The following is a 23,586-nucleotide window of genomic DNA, read 5'->3' as shown; positions in this document are numbered from 1 at the left end:
TCAGCGCCCGTACTGCGGCCTGGGCTGCTTGCCCGGCACCTGGAGGGAGGGCCGAAGCCAGCGGTCGTAGGAGTCCTGCCACCGGCCGTCGGCGCGCATCTCCTCGAGGACCACGTTGATGAGCTGCACCAGATCCACGTCGTCGGCGTTGACTCCGATGCCGTAGGGCTCGGCGGTGAGGAAGTCGGTGTCGAGCACGACGGCGTACGGGTCCTGCGCGGCCAGCCCTGCCAGCACGGTGTCGTCGGTGCTGACCCCGTCGGCCTCGCCGTTCTGGAAGAGGACCATGCAGGCCGAGTTGTCTCCCGCTGTGACCGGGATCGCCTCCGGCTGGATGGTCTGGATGTTCTGGATGCTGGTCGTGCCTCCTGGGGCACAGATCCGCTTGTCCGCGAGGCCGGCGATGTCCTCGATGCCGGAGTCGCGCCCGACGAGCACCTTCTGGCCGGCGTCGTAGTAGATCGCGGAGAACGCGATCTGCTGCCACCGGTCGCAGTTGACGGTCATGTTGCGCGCGACGATGTCGATCGTGCCGTCCTCGAGCAGGGGTATCCGCTCCGCCGCGGTGATCACGCGCAGCTCGAGCTTGCCCGTGGCCGGTGCGAAGATCCTGTCCGCGATGGCGGTGGCCATGTCGATGTCGAAGCCCTTGATCTGGCCGTCGCTCGGGTCGCGCGAGCCGAGCAGGAACGTGTCGGCGGCCACGCCGGCGACGAGCCTGCCGCGCTTGCGGATCCGCGCCACCGCGTCTCCGCCGAGGACGTCTCCCTCCGGCGCGTACGAGCGGACCTGGGAGCCGTCGTTCGTGCACGACGGTCCGTCGTCACCGCCGGCTTCGACGGTTGCCGGGTCCGGGCTGGGCACCGTGGTCTCGTCGTAGCCGCAGGCAGCGAGCACGAGCAGCAGCGCGACCACGGGACCCGTCCAGGTACGGCGCCGGGCGAGGCGACCGGAGGGCGAGGGGCGCTTCATGAGTACTCCCGACGTCGCTGGTTGATGCCCCAGGTGGCAGCGGCCGCGGCCACCAGCCCCCCGAGCAGGGTGAGGACGGCGAGCGCGAGCGCCACGACGCCGCCCGAGCCGAACGAGTCGGCAGCCTCGGCGGCCGCGTCGGTCACGACCTGCTCGGCGGCCGCGTCGACGGCGTCGAGGGCTGCGGTGGGGTCGCCCGCGTCGCTGCTCGTGGCCAGCGCCACGGCGTCGTCCCAGCTGCCGCGGTCGTCGAGGTCACGCACCTCCTGGTGCTCGACCACGTAGTCGCGCCACAGACGCAGCGTCGCGGGAGAGGCGTTCTCCTCGACCGTCTGGGCGGCCACCGCGAACAGCTCTTCGTACTGGGCCCCCGAGCCCCGGTTGATCAGCCCCTGGCTCTCCTGCGCCTTGGCGTCGTTGGCGGCGGTGCGTGCCGAGGCCTCCGAGACGGCGGTGTCGTAGGCCCCGTCGCGCGTGTCGGCGTTGGAGCCGGACTTGGTGCCGGCGTACACGGCGATGACCAGCGTCAGCAGGCCGATCCCGGCCGCGGCACCGACGACCCCGACGTTGATCCGCCGGTGGAAGCGACGCGAGATCTCCCGGTTGACGAGCACGAGCCCCCCGACCGCCAGGACCCCGACGAGGAGCAGCAGGATCGGGCTCTGCCCGTCCATCTCGTCGAGGGCGCGATCGGAGTTGGCATCGACGAGCGCCTGCACGATGGGCAGGGCATCCTCACGCAGCGCATCACCGGCGGAGTTGAGGTAGGCGATGCCGATGACGAGGTTCTGTCGGTTGTAGTCGCGAGCCTGGGCGACGCCCGTGGTGTAGGAGCGCACCTCCACGTTGAGGTCGGCGAGCACCCGCCGGTCGGCCGGTTGGGCGTCGGCGGCGTCGGTGATCAGTCGCAGCACGTCGTCGACCGCGGCGTCGTAGGCCGCGCGCGCCTCGGGCGGCTCGAGGCCGCCGACGAGGAAGGCCGTCGTGGCGATCGCGTCGGCCCGCAGCAGCGAGGTCTGGATCTCCTGGACCCGCACCACCTGGTCGGTGTTGTCCGCCGCGCGGCCGTTGGCCTGCCACGAGAGGACCTGGAAGAGCGCGGCCAGCACCCCGAACAGCACGCAGAGGGCCACCGCCGCCACCTGGAGGCGGTTGAGGAGCCGCGGGACGTCCTCGCCGAAGTCCGCGGCCGGCTGGGGGTGGGGCGCCTGCTGGCTCACGGGGACTCCTGCTGGTGGGGTGCGGGGTCTTCTTCCCCGATGTCGACGAGCGCAATCTCCTCGGCGTCGCCGGGCGCCACGAGCTCGCCGTCCGGGCCGAGCGCGTCGGTGCTCTCCTCCGGCGCCGGTGGCGCGGCGAGGTCCTCGACGTCGAGCAGCCGCAGCTCCTCCAGCGTGGGCTCGGCGATGTCGCGCAGCCGCCACGCGTGGTGCCCGATCGCGGCCTCGAGGATGTTGCGCACGTAGCGGGCGTTGCCGAAGGTCGGCCCCCGCTCGACCCCGGAGAGCACCTCGCGCAGCCGCTGGAGGATCGGCTCGTCCACGTCGTACTCGGCCCCGCCGGCCATCAGCGCGAAGATCTCGACGAGCTCGTCGTCGGTGTAGTCCAAGAAGTCGATGGTGGTGCGGAAACGGCTCTCCAGGCCCGGGTTCTGACCGATGAAGACCATCATCGGGACCGGGTAGCCGGCCACGATGACGACCAGGTCGTCGCGCCGGTCCTCCATCTCCTTGACCAGGGTGTCGATCGCCTCCTGGCCGTACTGGTCGCCGGAGAGCGAGTAGGCCTCGTCGATGAACAGCACCCCGCCGGCCGCGGACTCGACCACCTCGGCGGTCTTCATCGCGGTCTGACCGAGGTAGCCGGCCACGAGCTCGGAGCGGTCGACCTCGACGAGCTGGCCCTTCGAGAGCAGACCTAGCGCGCGGTAGATCCCGGCGACGAGGCGGGCGACCGTCGTCTTGCCGGTGCCGGGGTTGCCGTTGAAGATCAGGTGGCGCGTGATGGTCGGCGACTTCAGACCGGCGTCGCGACGCAGACCCTCCACGCGCAGGACCGCTGCCTGCCGGTGGATCTCGGCCTTCACGTCGTCGAGCCCGACGAGGGCGTCGAGCTCGGCGAGCAGCTCCTCCACGCTCTTGGCGGGCACGTCGGGTTCGGGCTCCTCCTCCGGCTCGGGCATGCCGTCGGGAGGTGGCTGCGTGGCCACCGGCGCCTGGTCGCGGGGCTCGCCCGAGGGGTCGACTCCCTCGGTGGGCACCGGGTGTGCCTGACCAGGCCGGCCGGGCGGACCCGTCAGCCCCGCCAGGTCCAGGCCGGCCAGCTTGCGCTGCACGACCGAGAGCTGCTGCACGAGCGAGGAGGTGACCTCGTCACCCAGGGTCGGCACCGGTGGGCGCACCACCGGCGACTCCCCCAGCTGCGCGGCAGCAGCGGTGGCGGCGTTGCCGGTCGCCCGAGGATCGGGAGTGCCGAGCGCGGCGGCGGCCAGGGCGACGTCGCCCAGTGCTGCGGCGTACGACGGGGCCGTGGCCGCTCCGACGGCGGCCAGGCCGCTCATCGAGGCGGTCGGCGCCGAGCGGTAGCGGCGACCCCGTGAGGCGGCCTCGAAGAACTCCTCGGCCGAGGCGGACCGTCCCGTCTCGGTGCACCAGTCGACGAAGGCGCCCTTCGACGGCTCGGCGACGGCGGCGGCGAGCGCCTCCCCCTCGCGACGGGCGGTCGTCGGGTGGACCCCCGCCTCGGCGGCGACCTGCTCGAGCGCGGCCAGGGCGGTGGCCAGCGTGTCGGTGGTGCTCACGTCGTACTCCTAGGTGGGCGCAGGGGGTTCACGTCGGGCTGCCCAGCTGCAGGTCGGGGCCGCCGCCGGCAGAGTGTCCGAACTTCGCCTCCAGGAACATGCCGTGCGCGAGCAGGGCCTGCGCATCGGCCCGGTTGGCCGCGTCGAGGATCTTGTCCATCGTCGAGGCGAGCAGCTCGAGCTGCTCGATGAGGACCATCAGGGACGTCTTGTAGCCGTCGATCGGCCGGGTGTCGGCCCACTCGCGCGGCAGGCGCAGGTAGCCCCCGACCGCCTCGGGCAGATAGGTCGTCGCGGTCGCGACCACCGAGTAGCCCTCCATGCTGCCGAGCCCCAGGTTGCGCAGCCGCGGCAGCGTGTCGTTGATCGCGCGGGCGATCCGCACGACCCGCGAGGTCACGATCGGCGGCGCGTTGCCCTCGGTGAGCATCGCGTTGACCCTGTTGAGGGCAGCCAGGATGTCCTGCTCGGTCGGTGGCGCGGGCACGGTCGTGGTCTCCGAGCCGGATCCGCGTCGACGGCTCCACCATTGCTTCAGCCCCACTTCACGTCCGTTCCTCGACCGGGGGTCGCCGCAGCGACGCGGATCAGTTGAGCGGCTGGCCGGACAGGTCGAGGGTGCCCTGGGCGTTGCGGGCGTCGTGCTGCTGCACGCGGTCCAGGTAGGACTTCGACTTGTCGACCTCGTGCTCGAGGACCCCGATCGTGGCCGACATGTTGTCCAGCGCCTTGAGCTTGAACTCGTCGATCGAGTCCATCGTGGCGTAGATGTTGGCGAACGCGGCCTGCAGCTGCTCGATGCCGATGGTCGAGGACGCGGCCTGCTCCTGGATCGCCGCGGAGTTGTCCTTGAGCATCTCCGAGGTGCGCTGGATCATCCCCGAGGTCGTGGTGTTGAGCGCCGAGATCTGGTCGAGGACGAGCTTCTGGTTGCCCAGCGCCTGCGCGACGATGACCGCCGTGCGCAGCGCGGAGACCGTCGTCGTCGAGGCGCGGTCGACACCCTTGATCAGCTCGATGTTGTTCTTGATGATGATGTCGATCGCCAGGTAGCTCTGGATCGACACCGCCAGCTGGGTGAGCAGGTCCTGGTGCTTCTGGCGCACGTAGAACAGGACGTCCTGGCTCAGGGTCCGGGCGGTGTCGGGGTCGCTGAGCTCGAGCTCGGCGATCTTGGCGGACAGCTTGGCGTCGAGGCGCTCGGCGACGTAGACGTACTGGTTGAGGCGACCCATGGTGGCCCAGAGGTTGGTCTTCTCCAGGTTGAGGGCGACGTTGTCCTTGGTCAGCTCGTCCTGACCGTTGCGCAGGCTGTGCAGGATGCCGTTGAGCTGGGTCTGGGCCGACTGGTACTTGCGGAAGTAGTCGGTGATCTTGTCGCCGAAGGGCAACAGGTCCAGCCAGCGCTTGGCGCCGGTGGCCTGGCTCGGGTCGAGGTCCTCGACGGTACGGCGGAGCTCGAGGAGGGTCTTGCCGACGGTCGAGCCCTCGGCGAGCCCGCCCTCCTTGAGTGCGGTGACCGGTCGGTCGAGCATCCGGTTGGAGGTCTCGGCCGCCTTGCGGATCTCGGCGTCACCCATGGTGCGGACGTTCTCCGCCTGGGCGGCGAACTCCGGGCTGCCGGCCTGGGTGGCGCCCAGAGCCGTCATGAAGCTGTCCACCTTGGCGTCGAGCTCCGGCAGCGCCTCGGCCGAGACCGGGGGCGCCATCTTGGGGGCCTGGGTATCGAGCACCACGGCCGGCGGCTCGGGGGCTGTCAGGGTGACCACGGGGTCGGGGGGTGCGAGCGGCATCGGCTCGGCAGCGGCTCCATCGGATGTGGTCATCGTTCCTCCACCGTGGGGTCGGGTGAGATGGGACACGCCGGGTAGCGCTGTGGGGAGACTACCCATCTCGACCGACAGCCGCGACGGAGGCATCGCGGGACCGGCCATCGTGGATCATCGTTCGGGCAGCTCCACCAGGAAGCGCGGCATCAGGGCCTGCGCGACCGGACCGATCGCGAGAGCGAAGAGCACGGTGCCGAGTCCGGCCACTCCCCCGAGGGCGAGGCCGATGAGCACGACGACGACCTCGAGCCCGGTCCGGACCAGGCGGATCGAGAGGCCGGTGCGCCGGTGCAGTCCGGTCATCAAGCCGTCGCGCGGTCCTCGGCCGAGCTGGGCGCCGATGTAGAGCGCCGTGGCGAAGCCGCAGAGCAGGACGCCCCCGACGGTGAGCGCGGCCTCGGCCCACAGCGCCTCGGGCCGATCCAGGACGGCGAGCGTGGCGTCGGCGGCGAGACCGACGACCAGCGCGTTGGCGATCGTCGCGATGCCCGGCACCTCCTTGAGCGGGATCCACAGCAGCAGCACCACGAAGCTCATCACGACCACGGCCTGACCGAGGGACAGCGGCACGTGCTGGATGAGGCCGGAGTGGAGCACGTCCCAGGGCGCCAGCCCCAGGTCGCCACGCACCATCATCGCCAGGGACGCGCCGTACAGCACCAGGCCGACCATCAGCTGCGCCAGGCGTCGAGGCAGTCGCCCTGCGCGCAGCTGGGCGACGGGCCCGAGGTCCAGGAGGGCAGGCGCGGCGTGGGTCGTGGCGGTGGTGGCGGTCTCGGTCACGGGTCCAGTGTCCGAGCAATTGGCATTGGACTACATAGCCAATCGTGATTGACTGGCCTGCATGAGCATGCCCACCCGCACCATCAGTGCGGCCCGAGTCGCCGCACTGGTCGGGCCGTTCGACCGGGCTCCTGCCTACGCCGGGCTGGCGGAGGCGTTGAGCCTCCTCGTCGGGGACGGCCGGATCCCCTACGACACCCGGCTGCCGAGCGAGCGCGAGCTCACCGAGGCGCTGGCAGTCTCCCGGACCACGGTGACCCGTGCCTACGCCGTGCTGCGCGAGACGGGGTACGCCGAGGCTCGTCAGGGTGCCGGCACCTTCGCCCGGGTGCCCGGCGGTCGCCAGCAGGTGCGCGACCGAGCGCTGCTCCCCCGCCCCGACGCCATCGACGCGATCGACCTCGGCTGTGCCGCTGCCTCGGCTCCTCCCGGAGTGGCCGCGGCCTACGCCGACGCGGCGGCCGAGCTGCCCGCCTACCTCGGAGGTCATGGCTACTTCCCCGTCGGGCTGCCAGCCCTGCAAGAGGCGATCGCCGCGTCGTACGAGAAGCGCGGCCTGCGCACCGATCCCGACCAGGTCATGGTCACTCCCGGAGCGCTCACGGCGGCCTCGATCGTCGCGACCGCCTTCACCGGTCCCCGTGACCGGGTGCTCGTGGAGTCGCCGGTCTACCCCAACGCGACCCAGGCGATCCGCAACTCCGGCGCCCGCCTCGTCGGCTCACCCGTCGACCCGGAGGGCTGGGACCTCGGCGCCGTCGGCACGGCGCTGCGTGAGGTGGCACCGACCCTGGCCTACCTGATCCCCGACTTCCAGAACCCGACCGGGCACCTGATGAGCGACGAGCAGCGTGCCCAGTACGCCCGCCACCTGCGTCGCTCCGGCACGGTCGCCGTCGTCGACGAGGCCCACCAGGCCCTGGCCCTCGACGGGCAGGAGATGCCCCTGCCGTTCGCGTCGCACTCCTCCTCGACGATCACGATCGGCAGCGCCAGCAAGAGCACGTGGGGCGGCCTGCGGCTCGGTTGGATCCGCGCACCACGCGAGCGGATGGAGGCTCTGACCCGGGCGCGCCTGGGCCTCGACCTGGGCGCCCCGGTGATGGAGCAGCTCGTGCTCACCCGGCTGCTGGCCGACCCTGCGCCACTCCTGACCGCTCACCGCGCTCGGCTGCGTGAGCAGCGCGACGCCCTGCTCGGCGCACTCGCGGAGCAGCTGCCCGGCTGGCGCTGGTTGCGGCCCTCGGGCGGGCTCGCCGTGTGGTGCCAGCTGCCGTCGGCGTCGGCGACGGCCCTGGTCGCCGAGGCCGACCGGGCGGGCGTCTTCATCGCCCCCGGCCCGGCGTTCGCGGCCGAGGGCGGCCTCGACCGGTTCGTGCGGATCCCCTGGACGCGTCCGGCCGACGACCTCACCGAGGCCGTACGCCGCCTCGCCGCCGCATGGGAGGTGGTCGCCGTACGCGGTGCCGCCGACGCCTCCCGCCCGCGACGCGTGATGGTCGCCTGACGTCCCCTACTTCCGCTTGATCACGACCGCGAACTTCGCCAGGAACATGTCGAGGGTGCCGGTCGCCGTGCCGTAGAGCCTCGAGCTCGTGGTCCCGGCGACCTTGAGGCCGTAGAAGTTCCAGTCCACCCCGTCGACGCCGTCGAATCGACCCCCGTCGATGGAGCGGGTCTCCTGGAGCTTGCCGTGCTTCTCGTAGCGGTAGATCCGTACCTGGCTCGCGCCCGGCTCCCCCGCTGCGTTCGCGTCGCCGCCGGGGGTGAGGGTGCCGACCACGATCGGCCCGTCGGGCGTCGCTGCGACGGTGGCGGCCGGATCCTCTCCGCTCGTGCCGGCCGCGCGCGACCACAGCGGCTTGCCGTTGCCGCGGAAGGCGCGCACGTAGAAGTCCGATCCGCTGTCCCCGTCGGTCACCGAGCCCGACACGTAGAGCCGCTTGCCGTCCACCGCGATCCCGCCGGGGACGTCGGGTCCGGGAGTGTTGATCGAGCGCGACCAGCGCCGTACGAGTGTCAGCGGGTTGATCCGGCGCACCATCATCCGGGTGTCGCCGTTGCCGGGCTTGGTGACGCTGCCGACCACCGCGAGATCGGTCCCGATCCGGGCCGCCTCGGTCCACGCACTGTCCGCACCCGCGGTGTCGACGGTGAACCCGTCGGCGGCGCCGTCCTTCAGGGAGAGTCGAGCGATCATCCGCGCGTCCCCACCGCGGCTGCTGGCTCCCTCGGCCGCCCCGACCACGACCACGGTGCGGCGGATGACCTCGATCCCCAGCCCCGAGGCCGCTCCGAGCCCCTCGAAGTCAGTCGACGGGCGCGACCACACGAGCTCGCCCTTCGGGGAGAAGCGACGTACCCAGAAGCCGGCCGCGGTGTCGGCCAGGACGACCGCCCCGAACGCGCCCGCGCTCACGCCGGCTGCCTCGTCGTCGGTCGGTGTCCGCACCAGCCGCTTCCAATCCCGCTTGCCCTTGGCGTCGTCGTACCTCGACACCACCACGCGGCCCGCGCCACTGCCTCGCTGGGTGCCCACCAGGTAGGTGGCGTCCTTGTGCACGGCCACGTCCGAGGCGGTGTCGTCCAGCGACGGACCGCCCAGTCGCGTGCCCCACGTGAAGAACATCCGGTTCTCGGCCCGCCCCTGCGCGGCCGAGCCCGCGGGCGTGCCGACGAACGGAAGTCCGGTGACGAGCAGGGCGCACAGCGCGACGGGTAGGGAGGTCCGACGGTTCATGGGCGGAGCGTAGGTGAGCGTCGTCCCGATCCGGCCGCATCGGGACGATTCGTGGATCACCGTCACCGAACGGTGGCCGAGCGGTGGGTGCCCGGAGAGTCTGCGGTCACCGAGCCGTGGACCGACGTCGCTGTCGGAGTGGCTCGGGATGGGTGACGACGCGGGCGGAGGGCGCGCTCATCAAGGTTGTCTCGCGGCACAGGCAGCCAACGCTGCCTCCACCTCCGAGGCCGGAGCCGAAGCGCCCACTTCGGCGACCTCGCCAGGCTCAGGAAGATCGATCGTGACGGATCCGAGGGGCGTCGGTGTGTAGACGAACTCGACTTCGGCACCTGGCAGCTCCGCTCCGACGAGCTCGTCGGGAATCCTGCCTCCGGCCTCGTCCGCGGCGGCGACGAGGTCCTGCATCGCGATCGTGACCCTGTAGACTTGGTCTCCCTTGAACCCGACCCGAGCAGGCACGCGGCTGTCGACGTCCAGATCGATACCGAGTCTCGCGGCCGGTCCCCGACCCAGTGACGCGACGACAGCGGCCAGGTCGACGCTCCCGACCACATCGCCGTCCGCGGCTGCCACATCGCCCTCGAGGCTGGCCACGACGGCCACGCTGCTCGCTGCTCCACCGAGACCCGCCGACCCCGATGCCTCGTTCAGCTCGGCGGCCGTCGTCTCGAGCCAGCAGCCGGAGTACCCGACGGGCCTCTCGTAGGGCCGCGACCACGTGGCGGCTCGGGTGGAGACGATCTGCAGGCGCACGACGTCGAAACCCTCCACGCGGCTCTCGACCTGCTCGCGGTAGCGCGGTGCTCTCGGTCGAGAGACGTCGTACACCGTCTGTCGGCGCACGGAGCTGGAGCCGAGTCGCACCAGGGTGAGCGACTGACCGACACCGGCCTCGAGGATCCGCCGCACCGAGACCTCGACACGCGTCCGAGGGTCGGGCTCCGCCGGGGCAGAGTCCGTGTCGGGAGCAGCACCAGTGCTGGGGATCGATGACGTCTCCGGGCGTGCGGTCGTCGCAGGCGACGCCTGGTCAGCCGCTCGATCGCTGCATCCGGCAAGAAGCAGGGCGACGCCGACGAGGAAGCCGACCGGGGTGGCGGCTCGCAGGTCGGCCCGCCGCTGGAGCGCTGTCATGTCGACGAGGAGATCATGGCTCGGTCGATGGCGGACGCATCGGTCCCTCAGACGAGGTCGACAGCACGCGCCGAGTGCGCGCTCATCGCCGACTCGATCTCGGCCAGCACCTCGGGCGAGATGACCGAGTCGACCGAGACCGCCACCAGGGCCTCGCCGCCCTTGGCGTTGCGCGAGACCTGCATCCCGGCGATGTTCACTCCGGCGCTGCCCAGGACCTGCCCGATCGTGCCGACCATGCCGGGACGGTCGTCGTAGGTGAAGAAGGCCAGGTGGTCGGTCGGCTCCAGGTCGATGTCGTAGCCGTTGACCTCGACCAGCCGCTCACGCTGGTTGATGCCGACCAGGGTGCCGCTGACCGACACCTGCGACCCGTCGGGCAGGGTGCCGCGCAGGGTGATCAGGTTGCGGTGGTCGGGGCTCTCGGTCTCCGCCACGAGCCGTACGGCGGTGCCGCGCTCGGCTGCCAGCAACGGAGCGTTGACGTAGGAGACCGCGTCCTCGATCACGTCGGTGAAGACCCCCTTGAGCGCAGCGAGCTCGAGCACCTTGACGTCGAAGGCAGTGATCTCGCCCCGGACCTCGACGTCGATCTGCTGGGCCACCTCGCCGGCGACGCCGGTGAAGATCCGGCCGAGCTTCTCGGTCAGCGGGATACCCGGGCGGACCTCCTCGGCGATCACCCCGCCCTGCACGTTGACCGCGTCCGGCACCAGCTCGCCGGACAACGCGAGCCGCACCGACTTGGCGACCGCGATGCCTGCCTTCTCCTGGGCCTCCTCGGTCGAGGCACCGAGGTGTGGCGTCGCGACGACGTTCTCGAGCGTCAGGAGCGGACTGTCGGTGCAGGGCTCGCTGGCGAAGACGTCGAGACCCGCAGCGGCGACGGTGCCCGCTACCAGGGCGTCGTACAACGCCGCCTCGTCGACGATGCCCCCGCGGGCCGCGTTGACGAGCACGAGGCCGGGCTTGACCGCGGCGAGCTGGTCGGCACCGATCAGCCCCAGCGTCTCGGGGGTCTTGGGCAGGTGCACCGACATGAAGTCGCACTCCGCGAGCAAGGTGTCGAGGTCGACGAGCCGGACGCCGGCCTGCGCAGCCTTGCCGGCCTGGACGTAGGGGTCGTAGGCGATGACGTTCATCCCGAAGGCCGCGAGCCGCTGGGCGACCAGGACCCCGATCCGGCCGAGACCGACGATGCCCACGGTCTTCTCGTACAGCTCGATGCCGGTGTAGCGCGTCCGCATCCACTGGCCCTCGCGCAGCGCCGCGTGGGCGGGTGAGAGGTGGCGGGCCGCGGCCAGCATCAGCGCCACCGCGAGCTCGGCGGCCGAGACGATGTTGGACGTCGGCGCGTTGACGACCATCACGCCGGACATCGTCGCCGTGCGGACGTCGACGTTGTCCAGGCCCACGCCGGCCCGAGCGACCACGCGCAACCGCTTCGCGACGCCCAACGCCTCGGCGTCGACCTTGGTCGCCGAGCGCACCAGGAGCGCGTCGACCTCGGCCACCGCAGCCAGGAAGGCCTCGCGATCAGCACCGTCGCAGTGCCGAATCTCGAAGTCCGGTCCGAGCGCCTCCACGGTGGCGGGGCTGAGCTCTTCGGCGATCAGGACGACGGCGCGGCGCGTGGCTGGGGGCGCGGGGTCCACCGCGATCGTGGGCGCAGCCGATCCGGGAGCAGAAGTCACAGCGGTTCCTCGGGAGTCGAAGAGGGCGCGAACGGGGCACGTACGCACGACACTGTGCGGGTCGTCACGGTATCCGAGACCGGCAACCCGGACGTCGGTGGTCCAGCGACGGGCCGACGGCCGGACTCGTCCATACGGCCTGCGGCACCGCCGCCGTCGGTCCCGAGTCGGCTCAGGCGAAGAGCGCCTGGCCGACGTACTCCCCCGGGGCGACACCCGCCGGCACCGCGAAGAGGGCCGACCCGGTGACCTTGAGGTACTCCATCAGCGCGTCGTTCTTGGCCATCGCGTTCTGGATGGGGATGAAGTGCGTGCGGGGATCGCGCACGTAGGCGATGAAGAAGAGCCCGGCGTTGAGACCGCCGAGGGCGTCGGTCCCGTCGACGAAGTTGTAGCCACGGCGCAGCATCCGGGCGCCGTCGTGGAAGTCGGGGTGGACGATGCGCACGTGCGAGTCGACGGCCATCGTCGGAGACGTGCCGGTGACGGCCTCGAAGTCGGGCTCGTCGAACTCGCCCCCGCCCGTCAAGGGAGCACCCTCGCCCTTGGTGCGACCGACGAACTGCTCCTGGTCGACGAGCGGTTGGCGGTCCCAGACCTCGATCGTCATGTTCATCCGTCGCGACACGAGGTAGGAACCGCCGGCCAGCCAAGCCGCCTGGGGGTCGTCCTCGGCCGACACCCAGACGTGCTGGTCGGCGGCGCCGTTCTCCTCCGCCTTCAGGTTGGCGGTGCCGTCCTTGAAGCCGAACAGGTTGCGCGGGGTGTCCTGGGACGTCGACGTGGACGATGTGCGGCCGAAGCCGAGCTGGGACCAGCGCACGGCGGCGCGCCCGAACCCGATCCTGGCGAGGTTGCGGATCGCGTGGACGGCGACCTGGGGATCGTCGGCGCAGGCCTGGATGCACAGGTCCCCGAAGGACTGCTCCGGCACCAGCTGGTCGGCCGGGAAGTGCGGAAGCCGCTGCAGCGCCTGAGGCTGACGATCGGCGAGGCCGAAACGGTCGTCGCCGTCGGCGTCGGTGAAGAGTCCGGGACCGAAGCCGAACGTGATGGTCAGCCCCGAGGCGGGGAGCCCGATGGCCTCCCCCGTGTCGTCGGGGGGCAGCGCCGGGTTGCCCTCGACCGGACCGACCTCGCCGGCCGACCCACCCGCGGTCATCCGCTCGGCGGCCGCGGTCCAGTCCTGCAGCAACGAGACGAGCTCGTCGCGGTCGTCGGTGGTGACGTCGAAGGCAGCGAAGTGGAGCCGGTCCTGAGCGGGCGTCAGGATCCCGGCCTGGTGCGCGCCGCGGAAGTCGTAGGACCGGTCGAGCGCCACCTGCGCGGCTGCCTCGTCGGTCAGCCGACCGACGGTGAACGCGCCCGCCGCCCCGGCGGCGGCGAGGCCGCCGCCGAGGAGTCCGCGACGCGAGACGCGAGGTGTCATGACGAGGTGCTCATCTGCCGACGATCAGGCCACGACCGCCGCGGTCAGCATCGACAGCGGCTCGGAGAGAGCGTTGACGGAGTCGGAGAACGCCTTGATCTCGTCCTGGCTCAGGTCGGTGTACAGCACGAAGCCGTCACCGTCGCGCTGGGCGTCGAGGAGGACCTGCAGCTCGTCGAACCGCTCGGTGAGCGTGTCTGCGAGGTCGGGGTCGTTCTGCTCCACGATCGGCTTCACACCCTCGAACGCTACTCGGGCACCGTCGACGTTGGCCTGGAAGTCCCAGAGGTCGGTGTGCGACCAGAACTCCTCCTCGCCGGTGACCTTGCCGACAGCGACCTCCTCGAGCAGGCCGCGCGAGCCGTTGGCGATGTCGTCGATCGTGTACTCGAGGTCCTGCACGCGGGAGTTGAGCTCCTCGGTGTTGGCCAGCAGGTCGTCGGCGAAGAAGGCACGCTCCTCGGGAGTCAGGGCCCGGTACTTCTGCGCCTCGGCGGGCCACAGGTCCTTCTCGATCTTGTGCCAGCCGGTCCACTCCTGGCCCGGCTCGAGGTCGGCCTCGCGCAGGTCCATCTCGGGGTCGAGGTCACCGAACGACTCGGCGACCGTCTCCGTGCGCTCCCAGTGCGTGCGGGCGTCGGGGTAGAGCGCGCGGGCCTCGTCGTCGGAGTCGCCGGCCTTGTAGAGCTCCACGAACTCCTGGGTCTTGGCCAGGAGCTGGGCCGTCTGGTCCTTGACGTAGCCCGCGTAGTTGGTCAGTGCCTGGTCGACCAGCTCCTGGTCGCTGGCGGTCAGCTCGGGCGCGTCGTCGGACTCGGTCACGGTGAAGCCGGAGCGCAACCCCTCCCCGACCATGCCGGGCTTGCACGCGGTGAAGTACTCGCCGGCCGGTGCGTTGACCGTCAGCTTACGGTTGACGTTGGGGCCGATGTTCTCGACCTCGCCGACGATGCGCAGCCCGTCGTCGGCCAACAGGTAGAACTCGGTGACCTGCGAGCCGGTGTTGGTGACGTCGAAGGAGAGCGTGCCGGCCGGAGCCTCACCGGCCGAGACCTCGCAGGCGTCGTCGGAGGAGTTGACCGTGAAGTCGCGGGCGGCGTCGGCCGAGCCGCCGTCCTCGGTGGTCGTGTTGCTCGTGCAGGCGGCCAGGACCGGCACCGTCAGCAGGGCTGCGGCAAGCAGGGTGGTGCGCATCAAGAAGATTCCTTTGCTGGATGGAGCCGTGGTCAGGACGACACGGGCGTGGCGGGGGTGCTGGTAGGCGCCGGCGAGGACCGGCGGCGTACCCCGAGAAGGAAGAGGGTCATGGCGGGCACGACGTAGCCCACCCACGCGATCGCCTCGAGCACGGTCGTGGCCGGCGAGAAGTTGAAGACGCCCTTGAGCAGTGCGCCGTACCAGGCGTTGACGTCGATGGTCCCGGAGACGTCGAAGGCGTAGGTGTAGAGCCCCGGCAGGAAGCCGGCCTCCTGCAGGTCGTGGATGCCGTAGGCGAGCACGCCCCCGGCGACGATGATCAGGAAGCCGCCGGTCCAGGTGAAAAAGACCGACAGGTTGAGCGAGATCGCGCCACGGTAGATGAGGTAGCCCAGCACCACGGCCGTGGCGATGCCGAGCGCGGCCCCGAGCAACGGCTCCCAGGTCGGCGGGGCGATGCCGGCCGCGTCGCGGGTGGCTGCCTGGGTCGCCGACCACAGGAACAACGCGGTCTCGAGGCCCTCGCGGCCGACGGCGAGGACCGCGACGACGACCAGGGACCAGGGGCTGCTCGCTGCTGCGTCATCGACCCGACCGCGCAGCTCGCCGCCCATCGAGCGGGCGGCGCGGGCCATCCAGAAGATCATCCAGGTCACGAAGCCGACCGCGACGATCGACAGCGACCCTCCGATGAGCTCCTGTGCCTCGAAGGTGAGGCCGCGCGGACCGTAGGTGAGTGCGGCACCGAAGCCGAGACTCACTGCGACCGCGATCGCGACACCGGTCCAGATGAAACGCAGGAAGTGGCGCCGGTCGGACTTGACCAGGTAGGCCACCAGGATGCTCACCACCAGGGCGGCCTCGAGGCCCTCTCGGAGGCCGATCAGATAGTTCGCGAGCACGAGCGGTGAGACTACCCCAGCAAGTTAGGTCTGGCTAACCAATCTTAGGCGTGGCTCGCCTCAGGAGCAGCCGTCCGGCCCGCAGACCGCGCCCTCGCCGGAGTCGGCGGCGCCCACGGTGATGAGCGGGCTCGCCGCAGCGTGGGCCTGCTCGAGGGCCTGGGTGAAGACCTCGACCGGCTGGGCGCCGCTGATGCCGAAGCGACGGTCGATGACGAAGAACGGCACTCCCCCGGCCCCGAGGTCGCGGGCCGCCTCGACGTCGGCCTCCACGTCGGCGCGGTGCTCGTCCGAGCCGAGGACACGACGTACGTCGTCCTCGGCGAGGCCGACGCTCGTGGCGATCGCGACCAGCTCGTCGTGGTCGGCGACGTTGCGGACCTCGACGAAGTAGGCGCGCAGCAGCGCCTCCTTGAGGTCGCCGCGGAGCTCGCCGGCGGCGTGGAGCACGCGGTGGGCGTCGACCGTGCTGACCCGCTTGGCCTCGGGGTAGCCGGAGAAGTCGAGGCCGACCTCCTGGGCAACACCCTGCATCTGCTCGACCATCTGGCGCCCGGCAGCCTCTCCCCCGCCATACTTGCGACCCAGGGCGGAGGCGATGCTCTCCGTGGCGACCTGGGGCGCGGTCGGGTCGAGCTCGAAGGAGCGCCACACGATCTCGACCTCGTCGCGGTGCGGGAAGGTCGCCAGCGCCTCCTCGAGTCGGCGCTTGCCGATGTAGCACCAGGGGCAGACGACGTCGGACCAGATCTCGATGCGCATACCGGGTCCAGCGCCGACGGTGCTCGTTCTGTTCCCCGACCCTGAGCCGGTCTCAGGGTCGCCGGGGGTGGTGGACCAGGGTCCGACTCAGCACTCTCCCCGATGTGGCGGCGGCCGCCGTCGGGCGAGGGTGGAGCCATGATCACCATCGACCACCTGACCAGGACCTACGGCTCCTTCACCGCCGTCGACGACGTCTCCTTCACCGCCCGGCCCGGGCGGGTCACTGGCTTCCTCGGCCCCAACGGCGCCGGCAAGTCCACGACCATGCGGATCCTCGTCGGCCTCACCGCCCCCGGCTCCGGATCGGCCACCGTGTGCGGCAAGAGCTTCTCAGAGCTGCCCAACCCCGCCCGCCAGGTCGGCGTGCTCCTCGACGCCTCCGCCCAGCACGCCGGCCGCAGCGGCCGTGAGATCCTCACGATCGCCCAGCGCACCCTCGGGCTGCCCGCCGACCGGGTGGACGCGATGCTGGCCAAGGTCAGCCTGTCGGAGGAGGAGTCCCGTCGCCGGGTGCGCAACTACTCCCTCGGCATGCGCCAGCGCCTCGGGCTCGCCGTCGCCCTGATCGGCGACCCCGAGGTCCTGATCCTCGACGAGCCCGCCAACGGCTTGGACCCCGCCGGCATCCGATGGATGCGCGACCTGCTGCGCGACTACGCCAACCGCGGCGGGACCGTCCTGCTCTCCTCCCACCTGCTCCACGAGATCGAGGTCGTCGCCGACGACCTCGTCGTGATCGGAAACGGTCGGATCGTGGCCGACGGGACCAAGGCCGACCTGCTCGCGGGCGCCGGCACCCTGGTGCGTACGGCGGACGTCCGGCCGCTGGCCCGGGCGCTCGTCGACTCAGCCATCGAGTTCACCCACGTCGACGGCGGCCTGCGCGTCGAGGCCGAGGCCGAGCTCGTCGGCCGACTCGCCCTCGACGCCGGCGTACCGCTGACCGAGCTGCGCGGAGCCGACGGAGCCGGGCTCGAGGACATGTTCCTCGAGCTCACCGCCGACACCCAGCGCGAGCAGCCCACCCCGACCCCCCTCCCGAACGGAGCAGCAGCATGAGTGCCACCCTCACCCAGCCCTCGGCCACCGCCGAGACCACCGCCCCACGCACCTACGACCCGATCCCGTTCTCGCGGCTCGTCTCGGTCGAGCTGCGCAAGATGTTCGACACCCGCTCCGGCTTCTGGCTGCTCGCCTCGGTCGGCATCCTGGCCACGTTGGCGACCGGGGCCGTGATCCTCTGGGGCGGCGACGACGCACTGACCTATGACACCTTCGCGGCTGCGATCGGCATCCCGATGACCGTGATCCTCCCGGTCATCGCGATGCTCTCGATCACCAGCGAGTGGAGTCAGCGCACCGGGCTGACCACCTTCACCTTCGTCCCGAACCGTGGTCGGGTGATCGCCGCGAAGGCGGCGTGCACGCTGGGCATCGGAGTCGTGGCCATGGTGATGGTCGCCGCCATCGGGGCGCTCGGCAACGTGGTCGGGTCCTCGATCGCCGGCGTCGACACCGTGTGGAACCTGAGCGCGCTCCAGTTCACCATGATCACCCTCGCCACCGTGCTCAACATGTTCATCGGCTTCATGCTCGGCCTGCTCGTGCGCAACTCGCCGGCCGCGATCGTGGCCTACTTCGTCTACCAGTTCGTGCTGAGCTCGCTGACGATGCTGCTGGCCAGCACCCAGGAGTGGTTCGCCGACCTGCAGCCGTGGGTCGACTTCAACTACGCCCAGGGGCAGCTCTTCGACCAGGTCCCCAGCGCCGAGCAGTGGGCCAACCTGGGGGTCTCCGGCCTCGTCTGGCTGGTGCTGCCTCTCGCGGTCGGACTGCGGCTGGTGCTGCGCTCCGAGGTCAAGTAGTCCCCACGACAGCACGCCGCCCCGTCAGACAGTCTCTGACGGGGCGGCGTGCTGGGTGCCGTTGTCGATCAGGAGCGGGCGGAGGTGCCCTCGACGTAGTCGGAGTCGTGGCTCTTGACCCAGGCCATCAGCTTGCGCAGCTCGCGACCGGTGGTCTCGATCGGGTGGGCCTCGCCCTGCTTGCGGAACTCGGTGAACTCGGGCGAGCCGTTGTCCATGTCGCCGATGAAGCGCTCGGCGAACTTGCCGTTCTTGATGTCCTCGAGGACACCCTCCATGTTCTTCTTCACCTCGGGCGTGATCACGCGCGGCCCGGAGACGTAGTCACCGAACTCGGCGGTGTCGGAGACCGACCAGCGCTGCTTGGCGATGCCGCCCTCGTACATGAGGTCGACGATCAGCTTGAGCTCGTGCAGGCACTCGAAGTAGGCGACCTCGGGCTGGTAGCCGGCCTCGGTCAGCACCTCGAAGCCGTACATGACCAGCTGCGAGGCGCCGCCGCACAGCACGGCCTGCTCGCCGAACAGGTCGGTCTCGGTCTCCTCGGTGAAGGTCGTCTTGATGCCACCGGCGCGCAGTCCGCCGATGCCCTTGGCGTACGAGAGCGCGAGCTGCCAGGCGGTGCCGGATGCGTCCTTCTCGACCGCGACGAGCACGGGGACGCCGCGCCCGTCGACGTACTCGCGGCGCACGAGGTGACCGGGGCCCTTGGGGGCGACCATGAAGACGTCGACGCCCTCGGGCGGGGTGATGAAGCCGAAGCGGATGTTGAACCCGTGACCGAAGACGAGGGTGTCGCCCTCCGCCAGCGCCGGAGCGATCTCCTCGGCGTAGACCTTCCGCTGGTGCTGGTCGGGGGCGAGGATGACGATGACGTCGGCCTCCTCGGCGGCCTCGGCCGGCGTGAGGACGCGCAGGCCCTCGGCCTCGGCCTTGGCGCGGCTCTTCGAGCCGGGCTGCAGGCCGATGCGGACGTCGACGCCCGAGTCGCGCAGCGACAGGGCATGCGCGTGACCCTGGCTGCCGTAGCCGATGACGGCCACGTTCTTGCCCTGGATCAGCGAAAGATCGGCGTCGTCGTCGTAGAACATCTCAGCCACTGGTGGCGCTCCTTGTGTGTTGGTGGTGGTGCAGGTTGGTGGTGGTCCGACCGAGACGGTCTCGGGGCTCGGCGTTGGCGCGCCTGGCACCTCAACCGACGTTGGCAGGCGGGACCGGGACGGTGACCGGGCGCAGGCTGCGCTCGGAGATGGAGCGGGAGCCGCGGCCGATGGCGACCTGGCCCGACTGGACGAGCTCGCGGATCCCGAAGGGCGCGAGCACGGCCAGGAAGTCGGCGATCTTGCCGGAGTTGCCGGTGATCTGGATGGTGACCGCGTCCGGGGCGACGTCGATGACCTTCGCCCGGAAGAGCTGGACGGCGTCCAGCACCTGGCTGCGGGTCTCCACGGTGGCCGCGACCTTGACCATGACCAGCTCGCGGTTGACCGACATCGTCGGGTCGAGCTCCACGATCTTGATCACCTCGACGAGCTTGTTGAGCTGCTTGGTGACCTGTTCCAGCGGGGTGCCCTCGACGTCGACCACGATGGTCATCCGGGACACGTCGGGGTGCTCGGTCGGCCCGACGGCCAGGGACTCGATGTTGAAGGCGCGACGGCTGAACAGCGCCGCGATCCGGGCCAGGACGCCGGGCTTGTCCTCCACCAGGACCGAGAGAGTGTGCTTGGACATCAGAGGTCATCCTCGTCGAACTGGGGCGCGAGGTCGCGCGCGTACTTGATCTCGTCGTTGCTCGTGCCGGCGGCGACCATCGGCCACACCATCGCGTCGCGGTGGACCCGGAAGTCCACGACGACGGGGACGTCGTTGATGCCCATCGCCTTCTCGATCGTGGCATCGACGTCCTCGGGCCTCTCGCAGGCCAGACCCACGCAGCCGTAGGCCTCTGCGAGCTTGACGAAGTCGGGGATCCGCTTGCTGTGCAGGTCGGTGTTGGAGTAGCGCTCGTTGTAGAAGAGCGTCTGCCACTGGCGCACCATGCCGAGCGACTCGTTGTTGATCACCGCGACCTTGATCGGGATGTCGTTGATCGCGCAGGTGGCCAGCTCCTGGTTGGTCATCTGGAAGCAGCCGTCGCCGTCGATCGCCCACACCGTCTGGTCGGGGCAGCCGACCTTGGCGCCCATCGCGCCGGGCACGGCGAAGCCCATCGTGCCGAGGCCGCCGGAGTTGATCCACGTGCGCGGCTTCTCGTAGCCGACGTAGTGGGCCGCCCACATCTGGTGCTGCCCGACCCCGGCGGTGTAGATCGTGTCGGGCCCGGAGATCGAGCCGAGACGCTCGATGACGTACTGCGGCGACAGCGCGCCGTCGGCGGGCTTGTCGTAGCCGAGGGGGTACGTCGCCTTCACGCCGGACAAGAACTCGACCCAGGCCTCGAAGTCACCGGTGTGCCCGGCGTCCGACTCCGTCTGCAGCGTCTTCACCAGGTCGACGAGCACCTCGCGGACATCGCCCACGATCGGCACGTCGGCGTGGCGGTTCTTGCCGATCTCGGCCGGGTCGATGTCGGCGTGGATCACCTTGGCGCCGGGCGCGAAGGAGTCCAGGTTGCCGGTCACACGGTCGTCGAAGCGGGCGCCGAGGCTGATGATCAGGTCGCTGCGCTGCAGGCCCGCCACGGCGGCGACCGTGCCGTGCATGCCGGGCATGCCGAGGTGCTGCGGATGGCTGTCGGGGAACGCCCCGCGCGCCATGAGGGTGGTGACCACCGGCATGCCGGTCAGCGCGGCCAGGGCGGCCAGCTCCTTGGACGCCGCCGCGCGGATGACACCGCCGCCGACGTACAGCACGGGGCGGCGCGACTCGAGGATCAGCCGGGTGGCCTCGCGGATCTGCTTGGCGTGCGGGCGGGTCACGGGGCGGTAGCCGGGCAGGTGGAGCTCGGTCGGCCAGTCGAAGGTCGTGTCGGCCTGCAGCGCCGACTTGGCGACGTCCACGAGCACCGGACCCGGGCGGCCGGTCGAGGCGATGTGGAACGCCTCGGCCACGGTTCGCGGAATGTCGGCGGGGTCGGTGACGAGGAAGTTGTGCTTGGTGATCGGCATCGTGATGCCGCGGATGTCGGCCTCCTGGAAGGCGTCGGTGCCGATCATCGAGGCACCCACCTGCCCGGTCACGGCCACCATCGGCACCGAGTCCATGTGCGCGTCGGCGATCGGCGTCACCAGGTTGGTCGCGCCCGGACCCGAGGTCGCCATGCAGACGCCGACGCGGCCGGTCGCCGAGGCGTAGCCCTGAGCCGCGTGGCCGGCGCCCTGCTCGTGGCGTACGAGGATGTGCCGGATCGAGGAGTCCATGAGGGGGTCGTAGGCCGGAAGGATAGCGCCGCCGGGGATCCCGAAGATGGTCTCCGTCCCGGCTGCTTCCAGCGACTTGATCAGGCTCTGGGCGCCTGTCATCTCTTCGCTCATGTCGTACTTCCTTCGTGTGCGGTGCTGGTGCGACTCGGGCAACAAAAAACCCCCCGGCCGTGAGGCAACGAGGGGTGACGCGCTGGCTGACTGGTCAGCTGGCGCGTCGCGTGCGTACAACAAGGTCCTGGAACACGTCAGTCAGCGTAGCCCTTGACTCCCCGGAGCCACAGCCGAGTGTGGCACGATCCCACATCGTGGGATCCGAGTCCCGTCATGTGGTCAGCTCGACGAGTGCCGCCGAGCGCTCCCACAACCCGTCGATGATCTGCTGGTCACGTGCCTGCCTGTGCTCGAGACCTCTCGGGTTGAAGCGGCTGAAGTAGCGACCGTCGAGGTCGGGGTCCTGCCCGCGCTCGGCCAGCATGACCAGCGGCGCGGCTCCGTCGGGGACGCTGATGGTGGCCAACCGCTTCAGCGGCGAGCGGTAGAGCAGGCCGACCAGCCAGGAGTCCCGGCCGAAGGAGCTGCCGACCGGGCCGGGGTGCACGGCGACCGAGACGATGCCGTCGTCGGACCACCGCTGGGAGATGCCGCGGGTGAAGACGATGTTCATCAGCTTGCCGGTCCCGTAGGCCGGGAACTCGAGCGCGCGACGGCGCTCGTAGTCGAGGTCGTCGAGCACGACCTTGCCCATCAGGTTGGCGATGCTGGAAGTGTTGACGACCAGCGACGAGCCGGCCGCCGCGAGCTGGGGGCGCAGCAGGTTGGTCAGCAGGAAGGGCGCGAGGTGGTTGACCTGGAAGTTGGGCTCGTGCCCGTCGTGCGTGACGTGCTTCGGCGAGAAGGTCCCCCCGGCGTTGTTGAGCAGCACGTCCAGGCGCTCGACCCGCTCCCCTACCTGCTCGGCGAGCCGTCGTACGTCGTCGAGGCGCGAGAAGTCGGCGACGAGCGGCTCGGTCCCGACCGCCTCGGCCACAGGCCGGAGCTTGTCCGCCGACCGACCGGTGACGTGCACCGTCGCGCCCCGGCTCGCCAGCGTCCGCGCGGCCTCGGCCCCGATCCCGTCGCTCGCGCCGGTCACCAGGACCGTGCGGCCCGTCATCGTCTCGTTGCTCGTCGCCTCGCTCACGTGTCGAGCCTACGGACGACTACGCATGCGTGCGGCCCTGCCACGTCGTGAGGCAGACCTGGTTGCCCTGGGCGTCGGCGAGGACCCAGAAGCGCGGCGCCTCCGCGGCGCTGACGAGCGAACCGCCGGCCTCGATCGCCGCCGCGATCCGCTCCTCGACCACCTCCGGCGGGACGCGGAGGTCGAGGTGCCAGCGCTGGTGCGGGACCGGGTGCTCCTCGCAGCGCTGGAACCAGATCGTCGGGCCGCTCCCGAACGGGTCGACCAGGTCGGTCCCATGGTCGGGCTCGACGAGGTCGTAGCCGAGCACCGCGGCCCAGAAGGGCGCGATCTCGGCCGGGTCGTGGGTGTCGAGGGCGAGCTCGAGGGCCGACGTCCCGCCCGGCGCCGACGTCGCTCCCAGGCGGCCGGCCATCTCGCTGATCGCGCGCGCCAGCACGACGTCGCGCCGGGTGACGCCGCCGACGTCGTGACTCGAGAGGCGTACGTCCACGCGGGGATAGGTGAGGTCGACGTCGGGGTGGTGGTTCATCTCGTCGGCCGCGGCGCCGATCGCCTGGACCAGGGTGACTCCCGCGTTGAAGTCCCCGGTCTCGAAGCGGCCGTGCAGGACCCCGAGCAGCACCCGCCAGTCGGTCAGTCCCTCGGCCTCGATCGCGGGTCCGTCGAGGATCACCTTGTCGTCGTCGCTGATGGTCATGGCAACACCTTCCGTCCGATCGGTCCTGGATCGGTGACGATCTCCGAGCCGTTGGTCCATCACGTCGACACTGCCACAGGTCACCGACAGGCACGACCTCTCACCGCGCCGCCACACCCCTATCCTCGGGCCATGACACGTAGCGTGCGCACGTCCCGCCGGATCTGCGAGGTGCCCTGCGCTCTCGTGGTCGACTGGAGACCGACCCGCACACCGCGGACGAGC

General features: G+C 70.7%; 21 protein-coding genes. 3 read left to right on the top strand and 18 right to left on the bottom strand.

The features are described 5' to 3' along the window. The 6 genes from Q1K33_RS04535 to Q1K33_RS04510 form a co-directional block, all read right to left on the bottom strand. Entirely contained in the window at nucleotides 1-972 is a 972-nt protein-coding gene (locus Q1K33_RS04535; protein WP_300401110.1) for a glutamate ABC transporter substrate-binding protein, read from the bottom strand. Then, nucleotides 969-2,192 carry a hypothetical protein gene (locus Q1K33_RS04530; RefSeq protein ID WP_300401108.1) on the bottom strand — a complete coding sequence of 408 codons (1,224 nt, stop codon included), beginning with the start codon at nucleotides 2,190-2,192 and terminating at the stop codon, nucleotides 969-971. The genes Q1K33_RS04535 and Q1K33_RS04530 overlap by 4 nt, the downstream gene beginning before the upstream one ends. Next, nucleotides 2,189-3,772 carry an AAA family ATPase gene (locus Q1K33_RS04525; RefSeq protein ID WP_300401106.1) on the bottom strand — a complete coding sequence of 528 codons (1,584 nt, stop codon included), beginning with the start codon at nucleotides 3,770-3,772 and terminating at the stop codon, nucleotides 2,189-2,191. Before Q1K33_RS04525 ends, Q1K33_RS04530 begins: the two co-directional genes overlap by 4 nt. A 28-nt stretch (nucleotides 3,773-3,800) precedes the next feature. Next, on the bottom strand, nucleotides 3,801-4,259 hold the full coding sequence (locus Q1K33_RS04520; protein WP_300401104.1) for a hypothetical protein: 459 nt from the start codon (nucleotides 4,257-4,259) through the stop codon (nucleotides 3,801-3,803). Nucleotides 4,260-4,359: 100 nt separating this feature from the next. Further along, the gene (locus tag Q1K33_RS04515; RefSeq protein ID WP_300401102.1) at nucleotides 4,360-5,598 is read right to left on the bottom strand and encodes a toxic anion resistance protein; all 1,239 of its coding nucleotides are present in this window, start codon (nucleotides 5,596-5,598) and stop codon (nucleotides 4,360-4,362) included. Between the two features lie 114 nt (nucleotides 5,599-5,712). Then, nucleotides 5,713-6,384, bottom strand: a complete 672-nt coding sequence (locus Q1K33_RS04510; protein ID WP_300401100.1) for a hypothetical protein — start codon at nucleotides 6,382-6,384, stop codon at nucleotides 5,713-5,715. 61 nt (nucleotides 6,385-6,445) lie between these two features. Here Q1K33_RS04510 and Q1K33_RS04505 point away from each other — a divergent pair, with 61 nt between their 5' ends. After that, a complete protein-coding gene (locus tag Q1K33_RS04505; RefSeq protein ID WP_300401098.1) occupies nucleotides 6,446-7,891 on the top strand; it encodes a PLP-dependent aminotransferase family protein in 1,446 nt (481 codons plus the stop codon). Between the two features lie 6 nt (nucleotides 7,892-7,897). Here Q1K33_RS04505 and Q1K33_RS04500 read toward each other — a convergent pair whose 3' ends face one another. The 7 genes from Q1K33_RS04500 to Q1K33_RS04470 form a co-directional block, all read right to left on the bottom strand. After that, complete coding sequence (locus Q1K33_RS04500; RefSeq protein WP_300401097.1) at nucleotides 7,898-9,124, bottom strand: hypothetical protein; 1,227 nt, start codon at nucleotides 9,122-9,124, stop codon at nucleotides 7,898-7,900. A 180-nt stretch (nucleotides 9,125-9,304) separates the two neighbouring features. Beyond that, the gene (locus Q1K33_RS04495; RefSeq protein ID WP_300401096.1) at nucleotides 9,305-10,261 is read right to left on the bottom strand and encodes a hypothetical protein; all 957 of its coding nucleotides are present in this window, start codon (nucleotides 10,259-10,261) and stop codon (nucleotides 9,305-9,307) included. 47 nt (nucleotides 10,262-10,308) lie between these two features. Then, nucleotides 10,309-11,955 carry a phosphoglycerate dehydrogenase gene (serA, locus tag Q1K33_RS04490; RefSeq protein ID WP_300401094.1) on the bottom strand — a complete coding sequence of 549 codons (1,647 nt, stop codon included), beginning with the start codon at nucleotides 11,953-11,955 and terminating at the stop codon, nucleotides 10,309-10,311. A gap of 172 nt (nucleotides 11,956-12,127) precedes the next feature. Beyond that, nucleotides 12,128-13,384, bottom strand: coding sequence for an iron uptake transporter deferrochelatase/peroxidase subunit (efeB, locus tag Q1K33_RS04485; protein ID WP_300401092.1), 1,257 nt, complete (start codon nucleotides 13,382-13,384; stop codon nucleotides 12,128-12,130). Between the two features lie 24 nt (nucleotides 13,385-13,408). Beyond that, complete coding sequence (gene efeO / locus Q1K33_RS04480) at nucleotides 13,409-14,578, bottom strand: iron uptake system protein EfeO (protein WP_300401090.1); 1,170 nt, start codon at nucleotides 14,576-14,578, stop codon at nucleotides 13,409-13,411. A gap of 32 nt (nucleotides 14,579-14,610) precedes the next feature. Continuing rightward, nucleotides 14,611-15,483 (bottom strand): iron uptake transporter permease EfeU, encoded by an 873-nt coding sequence (gene efeU, locus Q1K33_RS04475; protein ID WP_300401088.1) that lies wholly within the window; start codon nucleotides 15,481-15,483, stop codon nucleotides 14,611-14,613. Between the two features lie 60 nt (nucleotides 15,484-15,543). After that, a complete protein-coding gene (locus Q1K33_RS04470) occupies nucleotides 15,544-16,245 on the bottom strand; it encodes a DsbA family oxidoreductase (protein WP_300401086.1) in 702 nt (233 codons plus the stop codon). Nucleotides 16,246-16,383: 138 nt separating this feature from the next. On the opposite strand from Q1K33_RS04470, the gene Q1K33_RS04465 reads away from it, so the two are divergent. Next, entirely contained in the window at nucleotides 16,384-17,307 is a 924-nt protein-coding gene (locus Q1K33_RS04465) for an ATP-binding cassette domain-containing protein (RefSeq protein ID WP_300401084.1), read from the top strand. Continuing rightward, the gene (locus tag Q1K33_RS04460) at nucleotides 17,304-18,113 is read left to right on the top strand and encodes an ABC transporter permease subunit (protein ID WP_300401082.1); all 810 of its coding nucleotides are present in this window, start codon (nucleotides 17,304-17,306) and stop codon (nucleotides 18,111-18,113) included. The genes Q1K33_RS04465 and Q1K33_RS04460 overlap by 4 nt, the downstream gene beginning before the upstream one ends. 68 nt (nucleotides 18,114-18,181) lie before the next feature. Here the strand turns inward: Q1K33_RS04460 and ilvC are convergent, their stop codons facing one another. The 5 genes from ilvC to Q1K33_RS04435 all read right to left on the bottom strand — a co-directional run bounded on the left by ilvC (nucleotide 18,182) and on the right by Q1K33_RS04435 (nucleotide 23,361). Next, the gene (gene ilvC, locus Q1K33_RS04455) at nucleotides 18,182-19,213 is read right to left on the bottom strand and encodes a ketol-acid reductoisomerase (protein WP_300401081.1); all 1,032 of its coding nucleotides are present in this window, start codon (nucleotides 19,211-19,213) and stop codon (nucleotides 18,182-18,184) included. A gap of 91 nt (nucleotides 19,214-19,304) precedes the next feature. Next, entirely contained in the window at nucleotides 19,305-19,847 is a 543-nt protein-coding gene (ilvN, locus tag Q1K33_RS04450) for an acetolactate synthase small subunit (protein WP_300401079.1), read from the bottom strand. Next, the gene (locus Q1K33_RS04445; RefSeq protein WP_300401077.1) at nucleotides 19,847-21,589 is read right to left on the bottom strand and encodes an acetolactate synthase large subunit; all 1,743 of its coding nucleotides are present in this window, start codon (nucleotides 21,587-21,589) and stop codon (nucleotides 19,847-19,849) included. The genes ilvN and Q1K33_RS04445 overlap by 1 nt, the downstream gene beginning before the upstream one ends. Nucleotides 21,590-21,803: 214 nt before the next feature. Continuing rightward, nucleotides 21,804-22,661: an SDR family NAD(P)-dependent oxidoreductase gene (locus Q1K33_RS04440; RefSeq protein ID WP_300401075.1), complete on the bottom strand. Its 858-nt coding sequence runs from the start codon at nucleotides 22,659-22,661 to the stop codon at nucleotides 21,804-21,806. Between the two features lie 19 nt (nucleotides 22,662-22,680). Further along, nucleotides 22,681-23,361 carry a VOC family protein gene (locus Q1K33_RS04435; protein WP_300401073.1) on the bottom strand — a complete coding sequence of 227 codons (681 nt, stop codon included), beginning with the start codon at nucleotides 23,359-23,361 and terminating at the stop codon, nucleotides 22,681-22,683. Between the last annotated feature and the right edge of the window lie 225 nt (nucleotides 23,362-23,586).

It is taken from the genome of Nocardioides sp. (assembly GCF_029937575.1).
In the GTDB taxonomy this organism is placed as follows: domain Bacteria; phylum Actinomycetota; class Actinomycetes; order Propionibacteriales; family Nocardioidaceae; genus Nocardioides.
This window is presented reverse-complemented; position numbering and strand designations above follow the sequence as displayed.